Source organism: Panacagrimonas perspica (assembly GCF_004364935.1).
Taxonomy (GTDB): domain Bacteria; phylum Pseudomonadota; class Gammaproteobacteria; order Nevskiales; family Nevskiaceae; genus Panacagrimonas; species Panacagrimonas perspica.
On the sequence record NZ_SOBT01000009.1, the window covers coordinates 383,157 to 399,943 of the forward strand.

Genomic DNA, 16,787 nt, shown 5'->3' on the forward strand with positions numbered 1-16,787 from the left:
TTTTCCTGGAGCGTTTTCATGATTCGAGCGCTGTGCGTCGCCCTGGCCATCAGCCTTGCCGGTCCGGCCCTCGCGGCCGACAAACCCGCCGCCGCAGCGCCTTTCAACCCCGACATCCCGTACCAGAAGCATATCCTGCCGAACGGCCTGACCCTGCTGATCCACGAGGATCACAAGGCGCCGATCGTGGCGGTGAACGTCTGGTACCACGTGGGCAGCAAGGACGAACGGCCGGGCCGCACGGGCTTCGCGCACCTGTTCGAGCACCTGATGTTCAACGGCTCGGAAAACCACGACGACGAATTCTTCCGCCCGCTCGAAGCCGTCGGCGCGTCCAAGATGAACGGGACCACCTGGTACGACCGCACCAACTACTTCGAGAACGTGCCGACGTCGGCGCTGGATCTGACGCTGTGGCTGGAATCCGATCGCATGGGCCACCTGGCCGGCGCCATCAGCCAGGCCAAGCTCGACGAGCAGCGCGGCGTGGTGCTCAACGAGAAGGGCCAGGACGAGAACGAACCCTACGGCGGCGCACAGGAGCTGATCGCGGCGGCCACCTATCCGGCGGGGCATCCGTACTCCTGGACCTCGATCGGGTCGGAAACCGATCTGAAGGCGGCCACCGTCGACGACGTGAAGCAGTGGTTCGCCGAGCACTACGGCGCGGCCAACGCGGTGCTGGTGATTGCCGGCGACGTCAATCCCGAGGACATCAAGAAGAAGGTCGAGCTGTATTTCGGCGACATCCCGTCGGGCCCGCCGCGCACGCGCGCCGAGGCCTGGGTCGCGAAGATGAGCGGGATCAAGCGCGCCGCGATGCAGGACCGCGTGCCGCAGGCGCGCATCTTCAAGGTCTGGAACGTGCCGGGCTTCTGCGAGCAGGACACCAACCTGCTGGCGCTGGCCTCGGAGATCCTCGCCGGCGGCAAGACCAGCCGGCTCTACCAGCGCCTGGTCTATCGCGACCGGCTCGCCACCAGCATCAACGCCGGCCTGGGTCCGTTCGAGATCGGCTCGCAGTTCACGATCGACGCGATGGTCGCGCCCGGCGCCGACCCGGTCGCGGTCGAAAAGGTCATCGACGAGGAGGTCGCGCGCTTCCTCAAGGACGGCCCGACCGCCAAGGAACTCGCCCGCGTGCGCACCGGCGCGCAGGCCGACTTCATCCGCGGCCTCGAGCGCATCGACGGCTTCAGCGGCAAGTCCTCCACGCTGGCGCAGTACGAGGTCTACTGCGGCGACGCGCAGTGGTACAAGCGCGAATTCCAGTGGATCGCACAGGCCTCGCCGCAGGCCGTCCGCAAGGTGTCGCAGGACTGGCTGTCCGACGGGCAGTTCGTGCTGACGGTGGAGCCGATTCCCGACTACGAGGCCGCCAAGACCGGCGCCGATCGCTCGAAGCTTCCGGCCGTGGGCGCCGCGCCCGCGCTCGAACTGCCGCCGCTGCAACGCGCCAAGCTCTCCAACGGCATCGAAGTGATCCTGGCTGAACGCCACGCGGCGCCGATCGTGCACATGTCGCTGTTGTTCGATGCCGGCCAGGCTGCCGATCCGCGCGATCGCCCGGGTACCGCGCGCATGACGCTGGAGATGCTCGACGAGGGCGCCGGCACGCGCAACGTGCTGGAAGTTGCCGAGCGCAAGGAAGAGCTGTCGGCGCAGATCGGCGCGCAGTCCAACCTCGACACCTCGTTCATCCTGCTCAACAGCCTGAAGGCCAAGCTGCCGGAGTCGCTGGACCTGGTCGCCGACATCGTGCGGCGCCCGCATTTCCCCGCCGCCGAACTCGAGCGCCTGCGCGCGCAGCGGCTCGCCGCGATCCAGCAGGAGAAGTCGCAGCCGCAGGGCATGGCCACGCGCCTGTACCCGTCGCTGATCTACGGCGCCGATCATCCGTACGGCGGCACGCGTTCCGGCAACGGCACCGAGGCTTCGGTGCAGGCCATCACCGTCGAGGACCTGAAGCGCTTCCACGCGCGCTGGATCCGACCGGATGACGCCCGCATCCTGATCGTCGGCGACACCACGATGGCGGAGGCCAAGCCGCTGCTCGAGCGTGCGTTCGGAGACTGGAAGTCACCCGCCGAGGCGCGACCGGTCAAGGATGTGCCCAAGGTCGCGCCGCAGACCGCACCGCGCCTGTTCCTGGTGAACAAGCGCGATGCCGGCCAGACGCTGCTGCTCGGTGCGCACCTGGCGCCGCCGATCACCGACCCGGACGAAACGGCGATGAACCTGGCGTCGTCCGTGTTCGGTGGCATGTTCATCTCGCGGCTGAACCTGAATCTTCGCGAGGACAAGCACTGGAGCTACAGCGCCGGCAGCCAGCTGGGTTCGTCGCGCGGACAGCGCCCGTTCGTCGTCTACACGCAGGTGCAGACCGACCGCACGGCCGACAGCGTCAAGGAAATCCTGAAGGAGCTGCGCGACATCACCCGCGACAAGCCCATCAACGCGACGGAACTCAAGCTGGCGACCGACAACCTCGTGGTCGGCCTGCCCGGCGAGAACGAAACCAGCGCGGAAGTGGCGTCGTCGTTCCTCAACATCCTCCAGTACGGCCTGAAGGACAGCTACTACAACGACCTCGTGCCGCTGGCGCAGGGCATCACCGACGCGCAAGTCAACGCGGCGGCCAAGAAGCTGATCCATCCCGAGCAGCTCACGTGGATCGTTGTCGGCGACCTGGCGAAGATCGAGGAACCGATCCGCGCGCTGAAGCTGGGTGAGGTCAAGGTGCTGGATGCGGACGGCAAGCTGCTGCGGTAGCCCCCGTAGCCCGGGTGAAACCCGGGGTTCCCCTCGCGTACAGAGCGCAACCCCGGGTTTCACCCGGGCTACGAGCAACAAAAAAGCCCCCGACCGCAACGCGGTCGGGGGCTTTCGTCGAATCGGGCCCCGCTGTTATTCCATCTCGCCCAGCGGACGGTCGAACGTGAACTTCGCCGGTTCCACCACCAGCTTCTGAGCCGGGGCACTCGGCCTTTCGCCCTGGATGATCGACAGCGGCAGGGACAGCACGAACAGGCCGGTTCCGATCACGGTAGCCACCAGGCTCACCGGGCGCACGATGACCAGATCGAAGGCCATCGCGCCGGCAGAGGGCTTGCCATCGAGCGTGTCGCGGTATTCGTCGGCGGTCGAAATGCTGGAGAACAGCGCGAGCGAGGCCCCGAGGGCGACACTCAACATGGTTTTGCGCACGGCTTTCCCCTGGGATTCCTAGATGCTGCTTCAGCTTAGGAGCCACTCCTGAGGCTGTCAACGAACTGTGGAGGGGCTCCAGCACGCGGCGCGGCAGCGGGCGCGCGACCCCGTAGCCCGGACGCAGTCCGGGATCCCCGCCGATTGCCAACACCCGCCCCGGACTTCGTCCGGGCTACGGTCGAACCTGCTCAGGTCACCGCGAGCAGCAGCAGCCCCAGCAGGATGCGATACCACGCGAACGGCACGAAGCTGTGTCCCGACACGTAGCGCAGCAGCCACTTCACCGCGACGAAGCCGGTGATCGCCGCCACGACGAACGCGACGCCGAGTTCCATCCATGGTTCCGCCTGCATCGCGCCCGGCTCGAAGTACGTGCTCAGCAGTTCGTGCCCGGATGCCGCGAACATCACCGGGATGCCGACCAGGAACGCGAACTCCGCCGCGCGCGGGCGCGCACTCAGACCAGCGAGCATCGCCGCGAAGATGGCGGCCGCGGAACGCGAGGTTCCGGGAAAGACACCGGCCACGACCTGCGCCACGCCGACGGCGACGACCACCGCCCAGGTCACGCTCTCGCGCGGCGGCAGTCGATGCACGTGGCGCTCGATCAGCAGGATCGCGATGCCGCCGATGATCAGCGCCAGGGCGATCGGCGCGACGGTCTCCGGAAGCTCGGCGCCGAGCGCCTTTACCGTCAGGCCCAGTACCGCGGTGATCAGGAAGGCGCAGCCCAGCTTGATGACGTAGTCACGCGACTCGCGTTCGCGCAGGTGGGTGGCGAGGTGCCACAGCCGCGCGCGGTACACCAGCGTCACCGCGAGGATCGCGCCCGCCTGGATCGTGATGTTGAACAGGTCGGAACGCCGCCCGAGCCAGTTCTCCGCGATCAGCAGATGACCGGTGCTGGAGATCGGCAGGAATTCCGTCAGGCCTTCGATGAAGCCGAGCAGGATCGCTTCGAGCAGGTTGTTCAATGAAGGAAGCGGGCGCCTTGCGCGCGGCTCTGCGGTTAGGATCGGCGCGATGATACGGGACCCGCGCACTCCACCCCATCGATGAGACCGACATGAGTCACCCGACGCCGCGCGTCATCCTCGTCACCGGCGCCGCACGACGCATCGGCGCTGCGATTGCGCGCGCGCTCCACGCGCAGGGCGATCGCCTGGTGCTGCATTGCCGCGGATCGCGCGCCGATGCCGACTCGCTCGCCGCCGAACTCAATTCCGCGCGGCCCGATTCCGCACGCGTGCTCTGCGCGGACCTGCTCGACGTCGATGCGCTGCCCGCGCTCGCGCGCGATGCGCACGCCCAGTGGGGCCGGCTCGATGCGCTGGTGAACAACGCGTCGAGCTATTTCGCAACGCCGCTGACCGAGCTCACGCCCGCGCAATTCGACGACCTGCTCGGCACCAACCTGCGCGCGCCGCTGTTCCTGTCGAAGGCCTGCGCGCCGCTGCTGGCCGAGGGCGGCAGCATCGTGAACATCCTCGATACGCAGGCGCGGCGGCCCTTTGCCGGATTCAGCGCCTATCTCGCCGCCAAGAGTGCGCTGTGGACGCTCACCGAAGCGCTCGCGCTGGAACTGGCGCCGCGCCTTCGCGTGAATGGCGTCGCGCCCGGTCACATGGTGTGGGCCGACCAGCCCCAGTTCACGCCGGAACGGCAGGCGCAGGAAGTGGCGCGCATCCCGATGCAGAGACTGGGAGGTCCGGATGAGATCGCCCATGCCGTGCGCTTCGTGCTGTCGCCGGAGGCGCGGTACATGACGGGAGCGGTGGTGCCGGTGGACGGCGGTTTGAGATTGGGCTGACCGTAGCCCGGGGTTTCCCCTCGCATACCGAGCGCAACCCCGGACTTCGCCCGGGCTACAAGGGCCCACCCCCATTCGTTGAGCCTCCCGCCCGATCTGGCCATACTCGACCCTTCACGCCCCAGCCCTTCCGCCCGATCGATGCAGCGAAATCCGACGATCGACGTGCTGCGCGGGGTGCTCCTGCTGCTGATGACGATGACCCACCTGCCGACGGTGTGGTCGTCCACCCTGGGCCAGCCGCTGGGTTTCATCTCCGCCGCCGAAGGTTTCGTGTTCCTGTCGGCCTGCCTCGCCGGAAAGATCTTCGTCGCGCAGCAGGAGCAGAAGGGCCTGCTCGCGGCCAGCCGCTGGATCTTCGGGCGCGCGCTGCGGCTCTACCTGTTCCACCTTGCGCTGCTGCTGCTGACGTTCACCGTCATCGCCTGGATCGCCTCCACGTACGAGCGGCCCGCCGTGCGCAACCTGCTGGCGTTCTACTTCCAGTCGCCGCAGCGCGCGATGCTCGGAAGCGCGCTGCTGGCCTACCAGCCGCCGCTGCTCGACATCCTGCCGATGTACGTGCTGTTCTTCCTGGTCACGCCGGTGGTGATGAGCGCGGCCGCCTCGCGTTTCGGCTGGGGTGGCGTGCTGGCCGTCAGCGTCGGCGCCTGGGCCGCGGCGCAGTTCGGCCTGCGCACCGCGATGTACGCCCTGCTCGAGCGGTTCGTCGGATGGGACATCCCGGTTCCCGCCACCGGCGCCTTCGACCTGCTCGCCTGGCAACTGCTGTGGGTGCTGGGCCTGTGGTTCGGCGCGGCTGGTTTCGGACGCACGCGCCAGGTGCTGGCCTCCGGCGGCGGCGTGCTCAACATCGCGCTCGCCATTTCCTGCGCGCTGCTGCTGTGGCGCCATGTCGGCGGTCCGCGCGGATTTACGGACGCCGCGCGCTACTTCTTCTGGATCGACAAATGGACGCTGTCGCCGGTGCGCGTGGTCAACCTCGCGGCGCTGGTCTGCGTGTGCATCGGCTTCGGGTCCGACCTGATGCGGCGCGTCCGCGTGCCGGCGCTGGAGATGCTCGGCCGCGCCTCGCAATGGGTGTTCGTCGTGCACATCGCGGTCGCGCTGTTGCTGCTGTGTTTGATCGGGCAGGACGACCAGCCGCTGGGCGGGACCAACGGCCTGCTGGTGATGGGCGTGGGGTATCTGTCCTTGTTCCTGACGGCCGACATCTATCGGCGCATCGGCGCGTGGCGGGCCGGGCGCAACGCGCCTACGCCCGCCTAACGTAGCCCGGACGAAGTCCGGGGTTGTGCTCCGTATGCAAGGGGAACCCCGGACTTCGTCCGGGCTACGGTTGGCTGTAGGAGGGGCGTCAGCCCCGACCGGACCTACGCAAATCGTCCTTAACCCCATTTCCCCACCCGCCCCGTTTGAGTCCATGAACCTCGAACGGAGTCCCCCATGCGCTTCCCCTTCTTCTACCCGCTGCTCGCCGCGGCCGCGATGGCCGCGATCACAGTGCCGGCCCAGGCCGCCCGCCTCGCCGACATTTCCGTCCACGATCGCCGCGACGGCCGCGAGCTGACGGTCTATCGCAAGGACGGCCGCCGCTACGTGATCGGCGAGCCGGGTCGCGAGTACGAGATCCGCATCCGCAATCACGGCAGCCAGCGCCTGCTCGCCGTCACCAGCGTGGACGGCGTCAACGTGCTGTCCGGCGAGACCGCGTCGTCGGAGCAGTCCGGTTACGTCGTGGACTCGCACGAACAGACGCGTATCGAAGGCTGGCGCAAGAATTTGTCCGAGGTCGCGAGCTTCTATTTCACGCGCCTTCCTGATTCCTATGCCGCGCGCACCGGGCGACCCGACGATGTCGGCGTCATCGGCGTGGCGCTGTTCCGCGAAAAGCAGGCGCCGTGCTGCCGCATGTGGCGTGACGACGAAGACCGTTACGAGTCCCCCGCCAAATCCGCCGAGCCCCCGGCCGCTCCATCGGCCGAAATCGAATCGCGTGCCGGCGCGGGTGCCGGCGCCAGCGCCGACTCGATGGCCGGTGCGCGTGCACCGGAAGCTCGCCGCAAGGCCGAGCGCATCGGCACCGGTCACGGCGAACGTCTCGACTCGGCGGCGCAGCAGGTGGAATTCGAACGCGCCTCGTCGCAGCCCGACGAAGTCATCGCGATCTACTACGACTCGCGCGCCAACCTCGTCGCCCAGGGCGTGATCCCGCCGCCGCGCCGGATGTACGCGCAGCGCCGGCCCGATCCGTTTCCGGCGGGTGGGTTCGTGCCGGATCCGTGAAGCCGTAGCCCGGGTGAAACCCGGGGTCCCCTCGAATTACGAAGCGCAACCCCGCCTCTTTCGCTTCGCGAAATTCAACACCTGGGCTACGTCACTGCCGCGCGATCACGCCACAATCGGCGCATGCCCCGCCAACCTATCTATCTCGCCGCTGACCCGATCGAAGCCGAGATCGTGCGCAATCTGCTGGCGACCGAGCGCATCGAGTGCGACGTGTTCGGCTCGATGCTCTGGTCGGGCCGCGGCGAACTCGCGGCGGATGCGTATCCGCGCCTGATGTTGCGGGATGCGCGAGACGAAACCCGGGCGCGCGAACTGCTGGCCGAGTACACCTCGTCGTCGGCGCGCCCGCAGCCGGCGTGGACCTGCAGCTGCGGCGAGAGCGTTCCCGGAAACTTCGCCGCGTGCTGGTCGTGCGGTGGCGTGCCTGCGTAGCCCGGTGATCCGAGCCCGGACGAAGTCCGGGATCTTGTTATCTGCGAATCGGGATTCCCGGAATTCCCACGCGGAGCGCTCTCGAGATTTTCTCGTCCGGATCGCGCCGGTTCCCCCGACTTCGTCCGGGCTACGGCGGCCGTGACCGCTGAGCGCAAGACGCTTCTCGTCCGCCTTCGTACGGTCTTCTCTCATCGCGCACCGCCAAGGCGCCGACATTCGAGAGCAAGGAGAAACCGTCATGGCCGAAAACCGGCAGTGGGTTCTGCAGCGTCGTCCCGAAGGAGAGATCACCGGCGGCGAACTTCGCTTCACGTCGTCCGCGATCCCGAAGGCGCAGCCCGGCGAGATCGTCGTGCGCAACGAGTGGCTGTCGGTGGACCCGACCAACCGCATCTGGATGAGCGAGAAGGAAAGCTACCTGCCCGCGCTTCCGCTCGGCTCGCCGATGCGCGGCTTCGTCATCGGCAAGGTCACCCAGAGCGCGGCCGGCACGTTCAAGGTGGGCGACTCGGTGATGGGCGTGGGTTCCTGGAGCGACTACTCCTGCGGTCCGGCCACCAATTTCTTCGCGAGCTTCGACGTGCCCGGCGTCTCCAACAAGGACCTGCTCGGGTACTACTACCACATCGCTCCCACGAGCTATTTCGGCCTGCGCGAGATCGGCCAGCCGAAGATCGGCGAGACACTGGTGGTCTCCACCGCCGGCGGCGCGGTGGGCAGCATCGTCGTGCAGCTCGGCAAGCTGTGGGGCTGCAAGGTGGTGGGCATCGCCGGCGGTCGCGAGAAGTGCGACTGGATCACGCGCGAGCTCGGCGCCGATGCCGCCATCGACTACAAGTCCGAAGACCTCGGCGCGCGCCTGTCCGCGCTGTGCCCCGAAGGCATCGACGTGTACTTCGACAACGTGGGCGGCAACCAGCTGGCCGCGGCGCTCGACCGCATGAACCTCTACGGCCGCGTCGTGCTCTGCGGCTCGGTGTCCTCGTACGCCACCGAGGGCAAGGACCGCACGCCGTACAACTTCCTGCCGATGGTCATCAAGCGCATCCGCATGGAAGGCTTCGTCGTGCTCGACTACCTGCACCGCTACGGCGAAGCCCTGAAGGCCATCGGCGTGCTGCAGAAGACCGGCAAGCTGAAGTGGCGCTTCGAGGATTTCGACGATCTGGCCGACGCCGAAAAAGCCATGGTCGGCATGTACGCCGGCAAGAACCGCGGCAAGGTGATGGTGCGCGTCGGCGGGGCGTAGCCCCGGGTTTCACCCGGGCTACGGTTTTGCGCTCACCTGCAAGATCACTCCGTCATCCGCCACCACGAACAACGCCCCCTTCGGACTCACGCGCACCGCCCTGATCCGCAGATCGCGGTCTGAAAGCAGCCGCTCTTCCTTCGCGAACGTCCCATCCGGATTGAGCTGCACGCGGTTCAAGTGTCCACGCAGCGCCGCCACGAAGAGGCTGTTCTTCCACTGCGGAAAAGCATCGCCCGCGTAGTACGCGATGCCCGCCGTCGCGATGCTCGGCACGTAGTAATGCAGCGGCGGCACGATGTCCGGCCGCGTCGTGCCCTCGCCGATCCTGATCCCCGTGCCGTACTCGCGCCCATACGTGATCACCGGCCAGCCGTAATTGCGGCCGCGCTCGATCACGTTGATCTCGTCGCCGCCCTGCGGCCCATGCTCGGCCTCGTAGATGCGACCGCTGACCGGATCCAGCGCCAGCCCCTGCGGATTGCGATGCCCGTAGGACCAGATCTCCGGCAGCGCCCCCGGCGTGTCCACGAGAGGGTTGTCCTTCGGCACGCTGCCGTCGTCGTGCAGTCGCAGGATCTTGCCGTTGTGCGACGACAGCTTCTGCGCATCGTCGCGATACCCGCGCTCACCGACCGACACGAACAGATACCCGTCGCGATCGAACACCATCGCGCCGCCGAAGTGCTGCCCGCGATCACCCGGCGCCTTCGTGCGCAGCAGCAATTTCTGTTCGGTGAGTCGCGTGCCGTCGAGCCTGGCGCGCATGAAGTGCGTCACCGCGCCCTTGCCGTCTTCGCCGGCCGCGGCGTAGCTCAGGTAGATCAGGCCGTTGTCGGAGAACTTCGGGTGGAGGAGGACGGCGTGGAGACCGCCCTGGCCCTGGACGCGGACGTCGGGCGTGCCGGTGATTTTCCGGCGTTCGCCACTGCCGAGGTCGATGCGCCACAGCGATCCCCCTTTCTCGGTGACAAGAATCTCCGAGTCGCCGAGAAAGGCCAGATCCCAGGGCAGCGACAAATCCCGCACGACGATGTCAGCCTCGAGGCCACCCTTGGCATCGGAGATCACGGCCGACGCCGAAAGCCCACCATCGGACGCCGCCTGCGAGGCCTCCACCATCGCGAACAGACGTTTGCGGCCACCTTCCTGCCACGGCTGCCAGAACCAGGCGGCGACACCCGCGACCAACCCAAGGACGATCAGGAGCAGCGGTCGCGCGGACATGCGGGGGGAGCCTTGAGTCAGCCAGATTCGCAGTTGACCACGAATTCCGGGGCCGGGTACCTAGGTCGGTGCCGAGGCCGGGTCATCTGCCGACGGCTCGACGGAAGGAGCCGCCTCGGGCGGCTTCTTGTCACCGACGTCGCCCTTGCGAGGCGACTTGAAGTTCGGCGTGAGCATCCGGATACCGAGGATCTCGCCACTATGGGCGTCCAGGATCACGGCCCCGTCCTGTGCATTGCCCCGCATCGGCAGGTAGCCCAGATCCGTTTCCGGCCTGTCGAAGCCGGCCCACACGGCCTTCCACGCCGGATCGTCCAGTTCGTTGATCTTGCGCAGCTCCTCGATCGGGTGGAGCTTCTGCAGCAGCGCGTCGCGTTCGTCTCCGAGGGGCACGAAGTATTCCGGCAGCTGCGGCAAGTCGGCACCGCCGCTGAGCGAGGAAAACAGGATGTCGCTGCGCGTCTCGGGATCTTCCGGCATGCGAGCCGCGGCCCAGCGTGGATGCAGCATCGAAGTCTTGAACGCGGGCTTGGCGCGGGCCAGCGAATCCGCGGATACGTCCTGGACCGGCACCACGTCGAAACGGTCGACATTGAAGACCACGTAGGCCGGACGTCCGCCGTAGATCGTCTTCATGCCGTACAGCAGCGCGACGGTCTGCAGCAGCGCGATGACGAACAGATCGAAACGCATGCCCCACTTGCCGGGCTTGTAGAGCAGCGTGGTCAGCAGCGGCCCGATGACGACGTCGACGCCGATCATGATCAGCACCAGGAAGCTCACACCTTGTGCTTGGGCCAGTTTTCCCGGGTACCAGACGAGAAAGATCACCGCCATGGCGGTCAGCGCAACCGCAACGCTGAGCGACAAGTGAATCGCGCCGGCTCGCAGGCCCGCCACCCCGGGCAGCCATCGTTTCAAGCCCATCTTTCTCGTCCACCTCTACCGCGGCTGATGTGTGCCGACACTATCAAACAGGTTGGCCGCGGCCAACGCGGCAGATGCCCCGGCGCACAGCCGATGTCATGCGGGCACCGCCAGCCTCACGCGGGCGCGACCACACTCTTCTTCCGCGGCGCCCTGAAAAAGGCTTCGATGGTTTGCACCACGTAATCCAGCATCGCCTCGGTCAACCCCGGGTACACGCCCAGCCAGAAGGTGTGCCGCATGATGATGTCCGTGTTCTTCAGCTCCCCCACGATGCGATGCGGGCGGCCCTTGAAATAGGGCTGTCGCGTGACATTGCCGGCGAACAGCAGGCGCGTCGCCACCTTGTTGCGGTCCAGGTGCCGCAGAAGTGCTTCGCGATCGAAGCCGCACTCCGGCCGCAAGGTCACCGGAAATCCGAACCACGATGGATCGCTGCCGGGCGTGGCTTCGGGGAGGATCAGGAATTCCTCCAGCCGCTCGAGCACCCGGTGCAGGTACTGGAAGTTCTGCCGGCGGCGAAGGATGAAATCGGGCAGACGCTGCAGCTGTGCCAGACCGACGGCCGCCTGCATGTCCGTGATCTTCATGTTGTAGCCCAGGTGCGAGTAGGTGTACTTGTGGTCGTAGCCGTGCGGCAGTGACCCCAGTTCCCAGTCGAAGCGCTTGCCGCAGGTGTTGTCGGCGCCCGGATCGCAGTAGCAGTCCCGTCCCCAGTCCCGGAACGACTCGACCAGCTTCTTGAGCAGCGGCGAGTTGGTGAACACCGCGCCGCCCTCGCCCATCGTGATGTGGTGGGCCGGGTAGAAGCTCAGCGTCCCGACGTCACCGAAGCTGCCCACCAGGCGGCCGCGGTAGGTCGAGCCCAGTGCGTCGCAACAGTCCTCGACCACCCAGAGCTTGTGCTTGTGGGCGACCCGCATCACCTCGTCGAGGTTGAACGGATTGCCCAGCGTGTGCGCCAGCATGATCGCGCGCGTGCGCGGCGTGATGGCCTGCTCGAGCAGCGTGGTGTCGATGTTGTACGTCGGGATCTGCACATCCAGGAACACCGGCACCAGGCCGTTCTGCAGGATCGGGTTGATGGTGGTGGGAAAGCCCGCCGCGACACCGATCACCTCGTCCCCCGGCACCAGCGCGCGCGACCCGAGCCGCGGCGAGGTGAGCGCCGACAGCGCCAGCAGGTTCGCCGAGGAACCCGAGTTGGCGGTCAACGCATGGCGCACGTCGAGATAGCGCTTGAGCGTGCGTTCGAACTGCTGGTTGAAGCGCCCCGTGGTCAGCCAGCCATCGAGCGAGGCTTCGACCAGGTGCTGGAACTCCGCGACGCCCAGCACCTTCCCCGACACCGGAACCGTGCTCTCGCCCGGAACGAACGGCTGCGTCGCCGTGGCCTTCTCCGCGAAGAGGGCGACCAGCCGCAGGATTTCGGCTCTCAGCGATTCGGAATCAGCGGGGTCGGGCGTGGAAGCGGTCATGGAGCGATCAAGGAGGATGCAGCGTATTCGCGGATCTGCGCGACGGTGAAAGCTCGCATCTGCTGGCCGGCGGCGTGCGCCTGGTGCCACGTGGCCGTCTGGTGCAGGGCGTGGTGGACGCGCCAGCGCGGACGCCAGCCGAGTTCCCGTTCCGCCTTGGACCAATCCAGTTCCAGCCACTGCGCTTCGTGCGGGTGAGGACCTTCCGCGACGTTCCAGCTCAGCGGCAGTCCGGATTGCGTCTGGAATTCGCGAACGATCCAGCCCACGTCGCGGGCGTCTTCGGCGAATGGACCGAAGTTCCAGGCCTGGGCTTTCGACGGGCCGTGCTCCCAGAGCGCCTTGGCCAGCGTCAGGTAGCCGCAGACCGGTTCGAGCACGTGCTGCCAGGGTCGCGTTGCCCGGGGGTTGCGCAGAGAAAGCGTGACACCGCGATCCACGGCCCGCAGCGCGTCCGGGATGAGCCGGTCATCCGCCCAGTCACCACCACCGATCACGTTGCCGGCGCGAGCAGTGGCGAGCCCCACGCCATGTTCCGCGTGGCGCGAAACCGGAAAGTACGAATCCCGAAACGACTGCGCCACGAGTTCCGCGCAGGCCTTGCTGCTGCTGTAGGGGTCGTGCCCGCCCAGCCGATCGTCCTCGCGAAAGGCCTGCGGGCGATCGTTGTTCTCGTAGCACTTGTCGGTGGTGACCACGACGATCGCGCGCAATCCCGGCGCGGCGCGCAAGGCATCCAGCACCTGGACCGTGCCCAGCACGTTGGTCGAGTAGGTCTCCACCGGCTCGGCGTAGGAACGACGGACCAGCGGCTGCGCCGCGAGATGGAACACGATCTCGGGCCGGGCCTGCGCGACAGCGTCGCGGAGCGCGGCAGCGTCCCGGATGTCGCCGGGTATCGAGTGCATCGAGGCGCCCACGTTCGCCACCGTGAACAGGTTGGGTTCCGTCGGCGGTGCGGGCAGCGAAAAACCCGTCACCCGGCTTCCCAGCTCCTGCAGCCAGAGGCTCAGCCAGCCGCCCTTGAATCCCGTGTGACCGGTGACGAGGACGCGCTTGCCGCTCCAGAACGGATCCTCGCTCACGTCGCGTCAGGTCCAGATCTGCCAGGGCGCCTTGCCGGTGGCCCACAGCGCTTCGAGCTGGTTCTTGTCGCGCAGCGTGTCCATCGGCTGCCAGAAGCCGGCGTGCAGGAAGGCCGAAAGCTGATTCTCGTGGGCGAGCTGTTCCATCGGCTCCTTCTCCCACAGCACGTCGTCGGCCGCAATGTAGTCGAGCACCTTCGGCGAGAGAACGAAGAAACCGCCGTTGATCCAGGCATTGTCGCCCTGCGGCTTTTCCTGGAACGACGACACGCTGCCGTCCTCGATGCGCAGCGCGCCGAATCGTCCGGGCGGCTGCGTGGCGGTGAGCGTGGCCAGCTTTCCGCGCTCGCGATGGAAGCGCAGCAGGGCCGTGATGTCGACGTCTCCGACGCCGTCACCGTAGGTCATGCAGAAGTCCTCATCGCCGAGGAAGCGGCGCACGCGCCGCATGCGGCCGCCGGTCTGCGTTTCCTCCCCCGTATCGACCAGCGTCACCCGCCACGGCTCGGCGTTGCGCTGGTGCACTTCCATGCGGTTCTGCGCCAGGTCGAAAGTGACGTCCGAGGTATGCAGGAAGTAGTTGGAGAAGTACTCCTTGATCATGTAGCCCTTGTAGCCCAGGCACACCACGAAGTCGTGAAGGCCGTGCTGCGAGTAGAGCTTCATGATGTGCCACAGGATCGGCTTGCCGCCGATCTCGATCATCGGCTTGGGACGGGCGACCGACTCCTCCGAGATACGAGAGCCTTTGCCCCCGGCCAGGATCACCACTTTCATGCCGTCTTCTCCTCGGCGGAATTCGCGCGCGGACCTGCGAACTTCAGAAGCCCCTTCCACAGCCGCAGCGAAATCATCGCAAACAGCAGCCAGAAGGTCGCCTGCGAAAGAACCGAAAAGAAGTGGCCCAACGCAGGCCGTTTCCAGTCGTAGGGTCTGCGCGCCAGGAAGCGTTCGGCCTGCGCTTTCTGCTGGATATCCTGCATGCGAAATCCGTCACCGGGAACGCAGGCGTTTTCCTGCGGATGGACCAGGCAGGCCGGGTTGAACAACAGGCTCTGCCCCGACGCATCCGTCGAGAGGGCTTCGCCGTCCCGGATGCGTTCGATTTGAGGAAACGCCTCCAGGCGATAGCCGTAGAGGGGGTTGTAGCAGAGGCCCTGGGAGATACCCAACATCATCGTGTCGTTCCGGGACCCGTAGCCCAACGCCCGCCGATCGCCGCCGACGTGGGTGATGGCAATCGGCGGTTGGCCTTCCAGCGTGGCCGCATAGGCCTCCATCACCGGACGCGGGTCATAGGTCTGCAAGGCGGGGTCGAAGTAGTACTGCAACGGCTCCTTGGCGGGTCCGAACCAGATCAGGACGAACGCCGCTGCGGCAATGAGATTCGCCTGCGCGGGTCGCTGCAGGATCAGCGCCTGCAAGGGTGAAGCCAGAAGCCATTGCACCAGCGGCAGATACAAGATGATCCAGCGCATCGGCCAGGTTGCGCTGTTGAGGATGGGGATTTCCTTGATCAGTCCTCGAACCGGTCCGCTGTCCCAAAGAAGCAGGACCGGCAGCGCGAGAAGAAGCACCAGCCCCAACATTGAGAGGAGCCGCGCCAGGTCCATCGGCGCCGAAGGGCTCCCCTTTTTTTCGGCAGGCACCGTGCGATTACGCAGGAGCCAGATCCAGACACCCGCGACGACGCCGACGAACAGGGCCCCCAGGCCGAAGCCCAGGGCCCACTCGTGAGGGAGCGCCGTATAGCGCACTCCGGTCAGGGCCTTGGCAGAGAACCGATAGACCCATTCCGACGGGGCAAACAGGGACAAGGCGATGCTGGTCAACACGTCCCGCAGCGATGCGAAGCCCGGCAGTTCGTAGAAGTCGCGAGGGAACTGACGCATCAGGCTCAGCGACTCGTAAATCTTCGAGCTGTTGAGGACCAGCGCCGCCACACCTCCCGACACGAGGCGACCGGCAATCGTCCAGAAATGGGCGCGGGCCCGGAGAACCAGCACGCAACACAGCAGCAACGCAGCCAGGACGCCCGGAACCAGCATGCCGCCGAAGCCGAATTGCAGCCAGGCCGTCAGGAACACGGTGACGCCGATCGCAGGCCATACCTGGGCGCTCAGCTTGCGGGACGCGGGCCAGCAAAGCGCCAGCACGAGCCACGGCCACAGCGGCCACGGCTGATAGCCCGCCTCTCCCACTGCCGATCTCAGGGGCAGGAAGTTGTTGACGATTCCGATCACCGCGAAAAGAGCGGCTCCCAGAATCGTCCACCCGAAGACTCGACGCGCCAGCACGTAGCTGCCGACGAATCCGACGCCTGCGATGAGCAGCGCATCCAGGTGAGTCGCCAGAAACGGATTCACCCCGTAGGTGAGCCACTGGAGCGGAGAATAGAAGGCGGCTTGCGGATCGGCGTAGAGAGCCGAGCCTGCGCACCAGGCTGGCGTGAACCATGGCGGATTGAAGAGGCCCCCGATCACGCCGTTGCTCATGAGCCAGTACTTGCCTTCGAGCAGGCCGATACCGGTCAGCGAGAAGTCATGCCCGATGGAGGTGGAGCCGGAGTAGAAGCGTCCCCAGATCAGCTCGAACAGAACGAGCGATAGCCCCAGAGTGATAAGCAGCACCTTGAGCCCGGGCGCCGAGCGACGCAGGGAAGTCTCGGCAACAACCGGGACTGCTCCCGCCGAGAAGACCGTCGCGGGCTTGTGCAGCACAACCTCACAAAGAGCGACGAGTCCTACCGCCAAGGCCTGGGCCCATCGCAAATCCATTCCCTGCGCGCTGAGCGCGTTGACCATCAGCGCAGCGACGCCGAGCGGAATCAGGCGATCCAGCTGGAACTTCGCGAATTGGCGAAGACCTGAATCAGGCGCTGTCTGCCGGCAGAAGCGACGCTGAACGACGAAGGCCAGCGTCGTGGCCAAGAGATAGGAAAGTGCGCAGAGCGCCCAGAGGTTGACGCTCGGCGGCAGGATCTGGAGCAAGCCCGTGAAGGCCAGCCACGCGGTCAGCGCAATCGACGCGGTCCATACGATGAAACGCGGCTTTTCGTCGTCAAGCATTCAAGCACT

At 66.6% G+C, this 16,787-nt stretch carries 14 protein-coding genes; 6 read left to right on the plus strand and 8 right to left on the minus strand.

Annotation, left to right across the window (positions count from 1 at the left end):
- The first annotated feature begins 18 nt into the window (after positions 1-18).
- Complete coding sequence (locus DFR24_RS13285) at positions 19-2,772, plus strand: M16 family metallopeptidase (protein WP_133881884.1); 2,754 nt, start codon at positions 19-21, stop codon at positions 2,770-2,772.
- A 135-nt stretch (positions 2,773-2,907) separates the two neighbouring features.
- On the opposite strand, the gene DFR24_RS13290 is transcribed toward DFR24_RS13285, so the two are convergent.
- Together DFR24_RS13290 and DFR24_RS13295 are read right to left on the minus strand one after the other, a co-directional pair.
- The gene (locus tag DFR24_RS13290; protein ID WP_246051655.1) at positions 2,908-3,207 is read right to left on the minus strand and encodes a hypothetical protein; all 300 of its coding nucleotides are present in this window, start codon (positions 3,205-3,207) and stop codon (positions 2,908-2,910) included.
- A 191-nt stretch (positions 3,208-3,398) separates the two neighbouring features.
- On the minus strand, positions 3,399-4,184 hold the full coding sequence (locus DFR24_RS13295; protein WP_133881885.1) for an undecaprenyl-diphosphate phosphatase: 786 nt from the start codon (positions 4,182-4,184) through the stop codon (positions 3,399-3,401).
- Between the two features lie 92 nt (positions 4,185-4,276).
- Here DFR24_RS13295 and DFR24_RS13300 point away from each other — a divergent pair, with 92 nt between their 5' ends.
- The 5 genes from DFR24_RS13300 (at position 4,277) to DFR24_RS13320 (ending at position 8,993) form a co-directional block, all read left to right on the plus strand.
- A complete protein-coding gene (locus tag DFR24_RS13300) occupies positions 4,277-5,020 on the plus strand; it encodes a pteridine reductase (protein ID WP_133881886.1) in 744 nt (247 codons plus the stop codon).
- Positions 5,021-5,161: 141 nt separating this feature from the next.
- Positions 5,162-6,289, plus strand: coding sequence for an OpgC domain-containing protein (opgC, locus tag DFR24_RS13305; protein WP_133881887.1), 1,128 nt, complete (start codon positions 5,162-5,164; stop codon positions 6,287-6,289).
- A 177-nt stretch (positions 6,290-6,466) separates the two neighbouring features.
- On the plus strand, positions 6,467-7,306 hold the full coding sequence (locus DFR24_RS13310) for a hypothetical protein (RefSeq protein ID WP_133881888.1): 840 nt from the start codon (positions 6,467-6,469) through the stop codon (positions 7,304-7,306).
- A gap of 123 nt (positions 7,307-7,429) precedes the next feature.
- Positions 7,430-7,741: a putative signal transducing protein gene (locus DFR24_RS13315; RefSeq protein ID WP_133881889.1), complete on the plus strand. Its 312-nt coding sequence runs from the start codon at positions 7,430-7,432 to the stop codon at positions 7,739-7,741.
- A 241-nt stretch (positions 7,742-7,982) separates the two neighbouring features.
- Entirely contained in the window at positions 7,983-8,993 is a 1,011-nt protein-coding gene (locus DFR24_RS13320) for an NADP-dependent oxidoreductase (protein WP_133881890.1), read from the plus strand.
- 18 nt (positions 8,994-9,011) lie between these two features.
- Here DFR24_RS13320 and DFR24_RS13325 read toward each other — a convergent pair whose 3' ends face one another.
- The 6 genes from DFR24_RS13325 to DFR24_RS13350 all read right to left on the minus strand — a co-directional run bounded on the left by DFR24_RS13325 (position 9,012) and on the right by DFR24_RS13350 (position 16,778).
- Positions 9,012-10,220, minus strand: coding sequence for a PQQ-dependent sugar dehydrogenase (locus tag DFR24_RS13325; RefSeq protein WP_133881891.1), 1,209 nt, complete (start codon positions 10,218-10,220; stop codon positions 9,012-9,014).
- A 60-nt stretch (positions 10,221-10,280) separates the two neighbouring features.
- Positions 10,281-11,141, minus strand: a complete 861-nt coding sequence (gene tfpZ / locus DFR24_RS13330) for a TfpX/TfpZ family type IV pilin accessory protein (protein WP_133881892.1) — start codon at positions 11,139-11,141, stop codon at positions 10,281-10,283.
- Positions 11,142-11,263: 122 nt separating this feature from the next.
- Positions 11,264-12,625 carry a lipopolysaccharide biosynthesis protein RfbH gene (gene rfbH, locus DFR24_RS13335; protein ID WP_133881893.1) on the minus strand — a complete coding sequence of 454 codons (1,362 nt, stop codon included), beginning with the start codon at positions 12,623-12,625 and terminating at the stop codon, positions 11,264-11,266.
- Positions 12,622-13,710: a CDP-glucose 4,6-dehydratase gene (gene rfbG, locus DFR24_RS13340; protein WP_133881894.1), complete on the minus strand. Its 1,089-nt coding sequence runs from the start codon at positions 13,708-13,710 to the stop codon at positions 12,622-12,624. Before rfbG ends, rfbH begins: the two co-directional genes overlap by 4 nt.
- 6 nt (positions 13,711-13,716) lie before the next feature.
- The gene (rfbF, locus tag DFR24_RS13345) at positions 13,717-14,487 is read right to left on the minus strand and encodes a glucose-1-phosphate cytidylyltransferase (protein ID WP_133881895.1); all 771 of its coding nucleotides are present in this window, start codon (positions 14,485-14,487) and stop codon (positions 13,717-13,719) included.
- Positions 14,484-16,778 carry a GtrA domain-containing protein gene (locus DFR24_RS13350; protein WP_133881896.1) on the minus strand — a complete coding sequence of 765 codons (2,295 nt, stop codon included), beginning with the start codon at positions 16,776-16,778 and terminating at the stop codon, positions 14,484-14,486. The genes rfbF and DFR24_RS13350 overlap by 4 nt, the downstream gene beginning before the upstream one ends.
- Between the last annotated feature and the right edge of the window lie 9 nt (positions 16,779-16,787).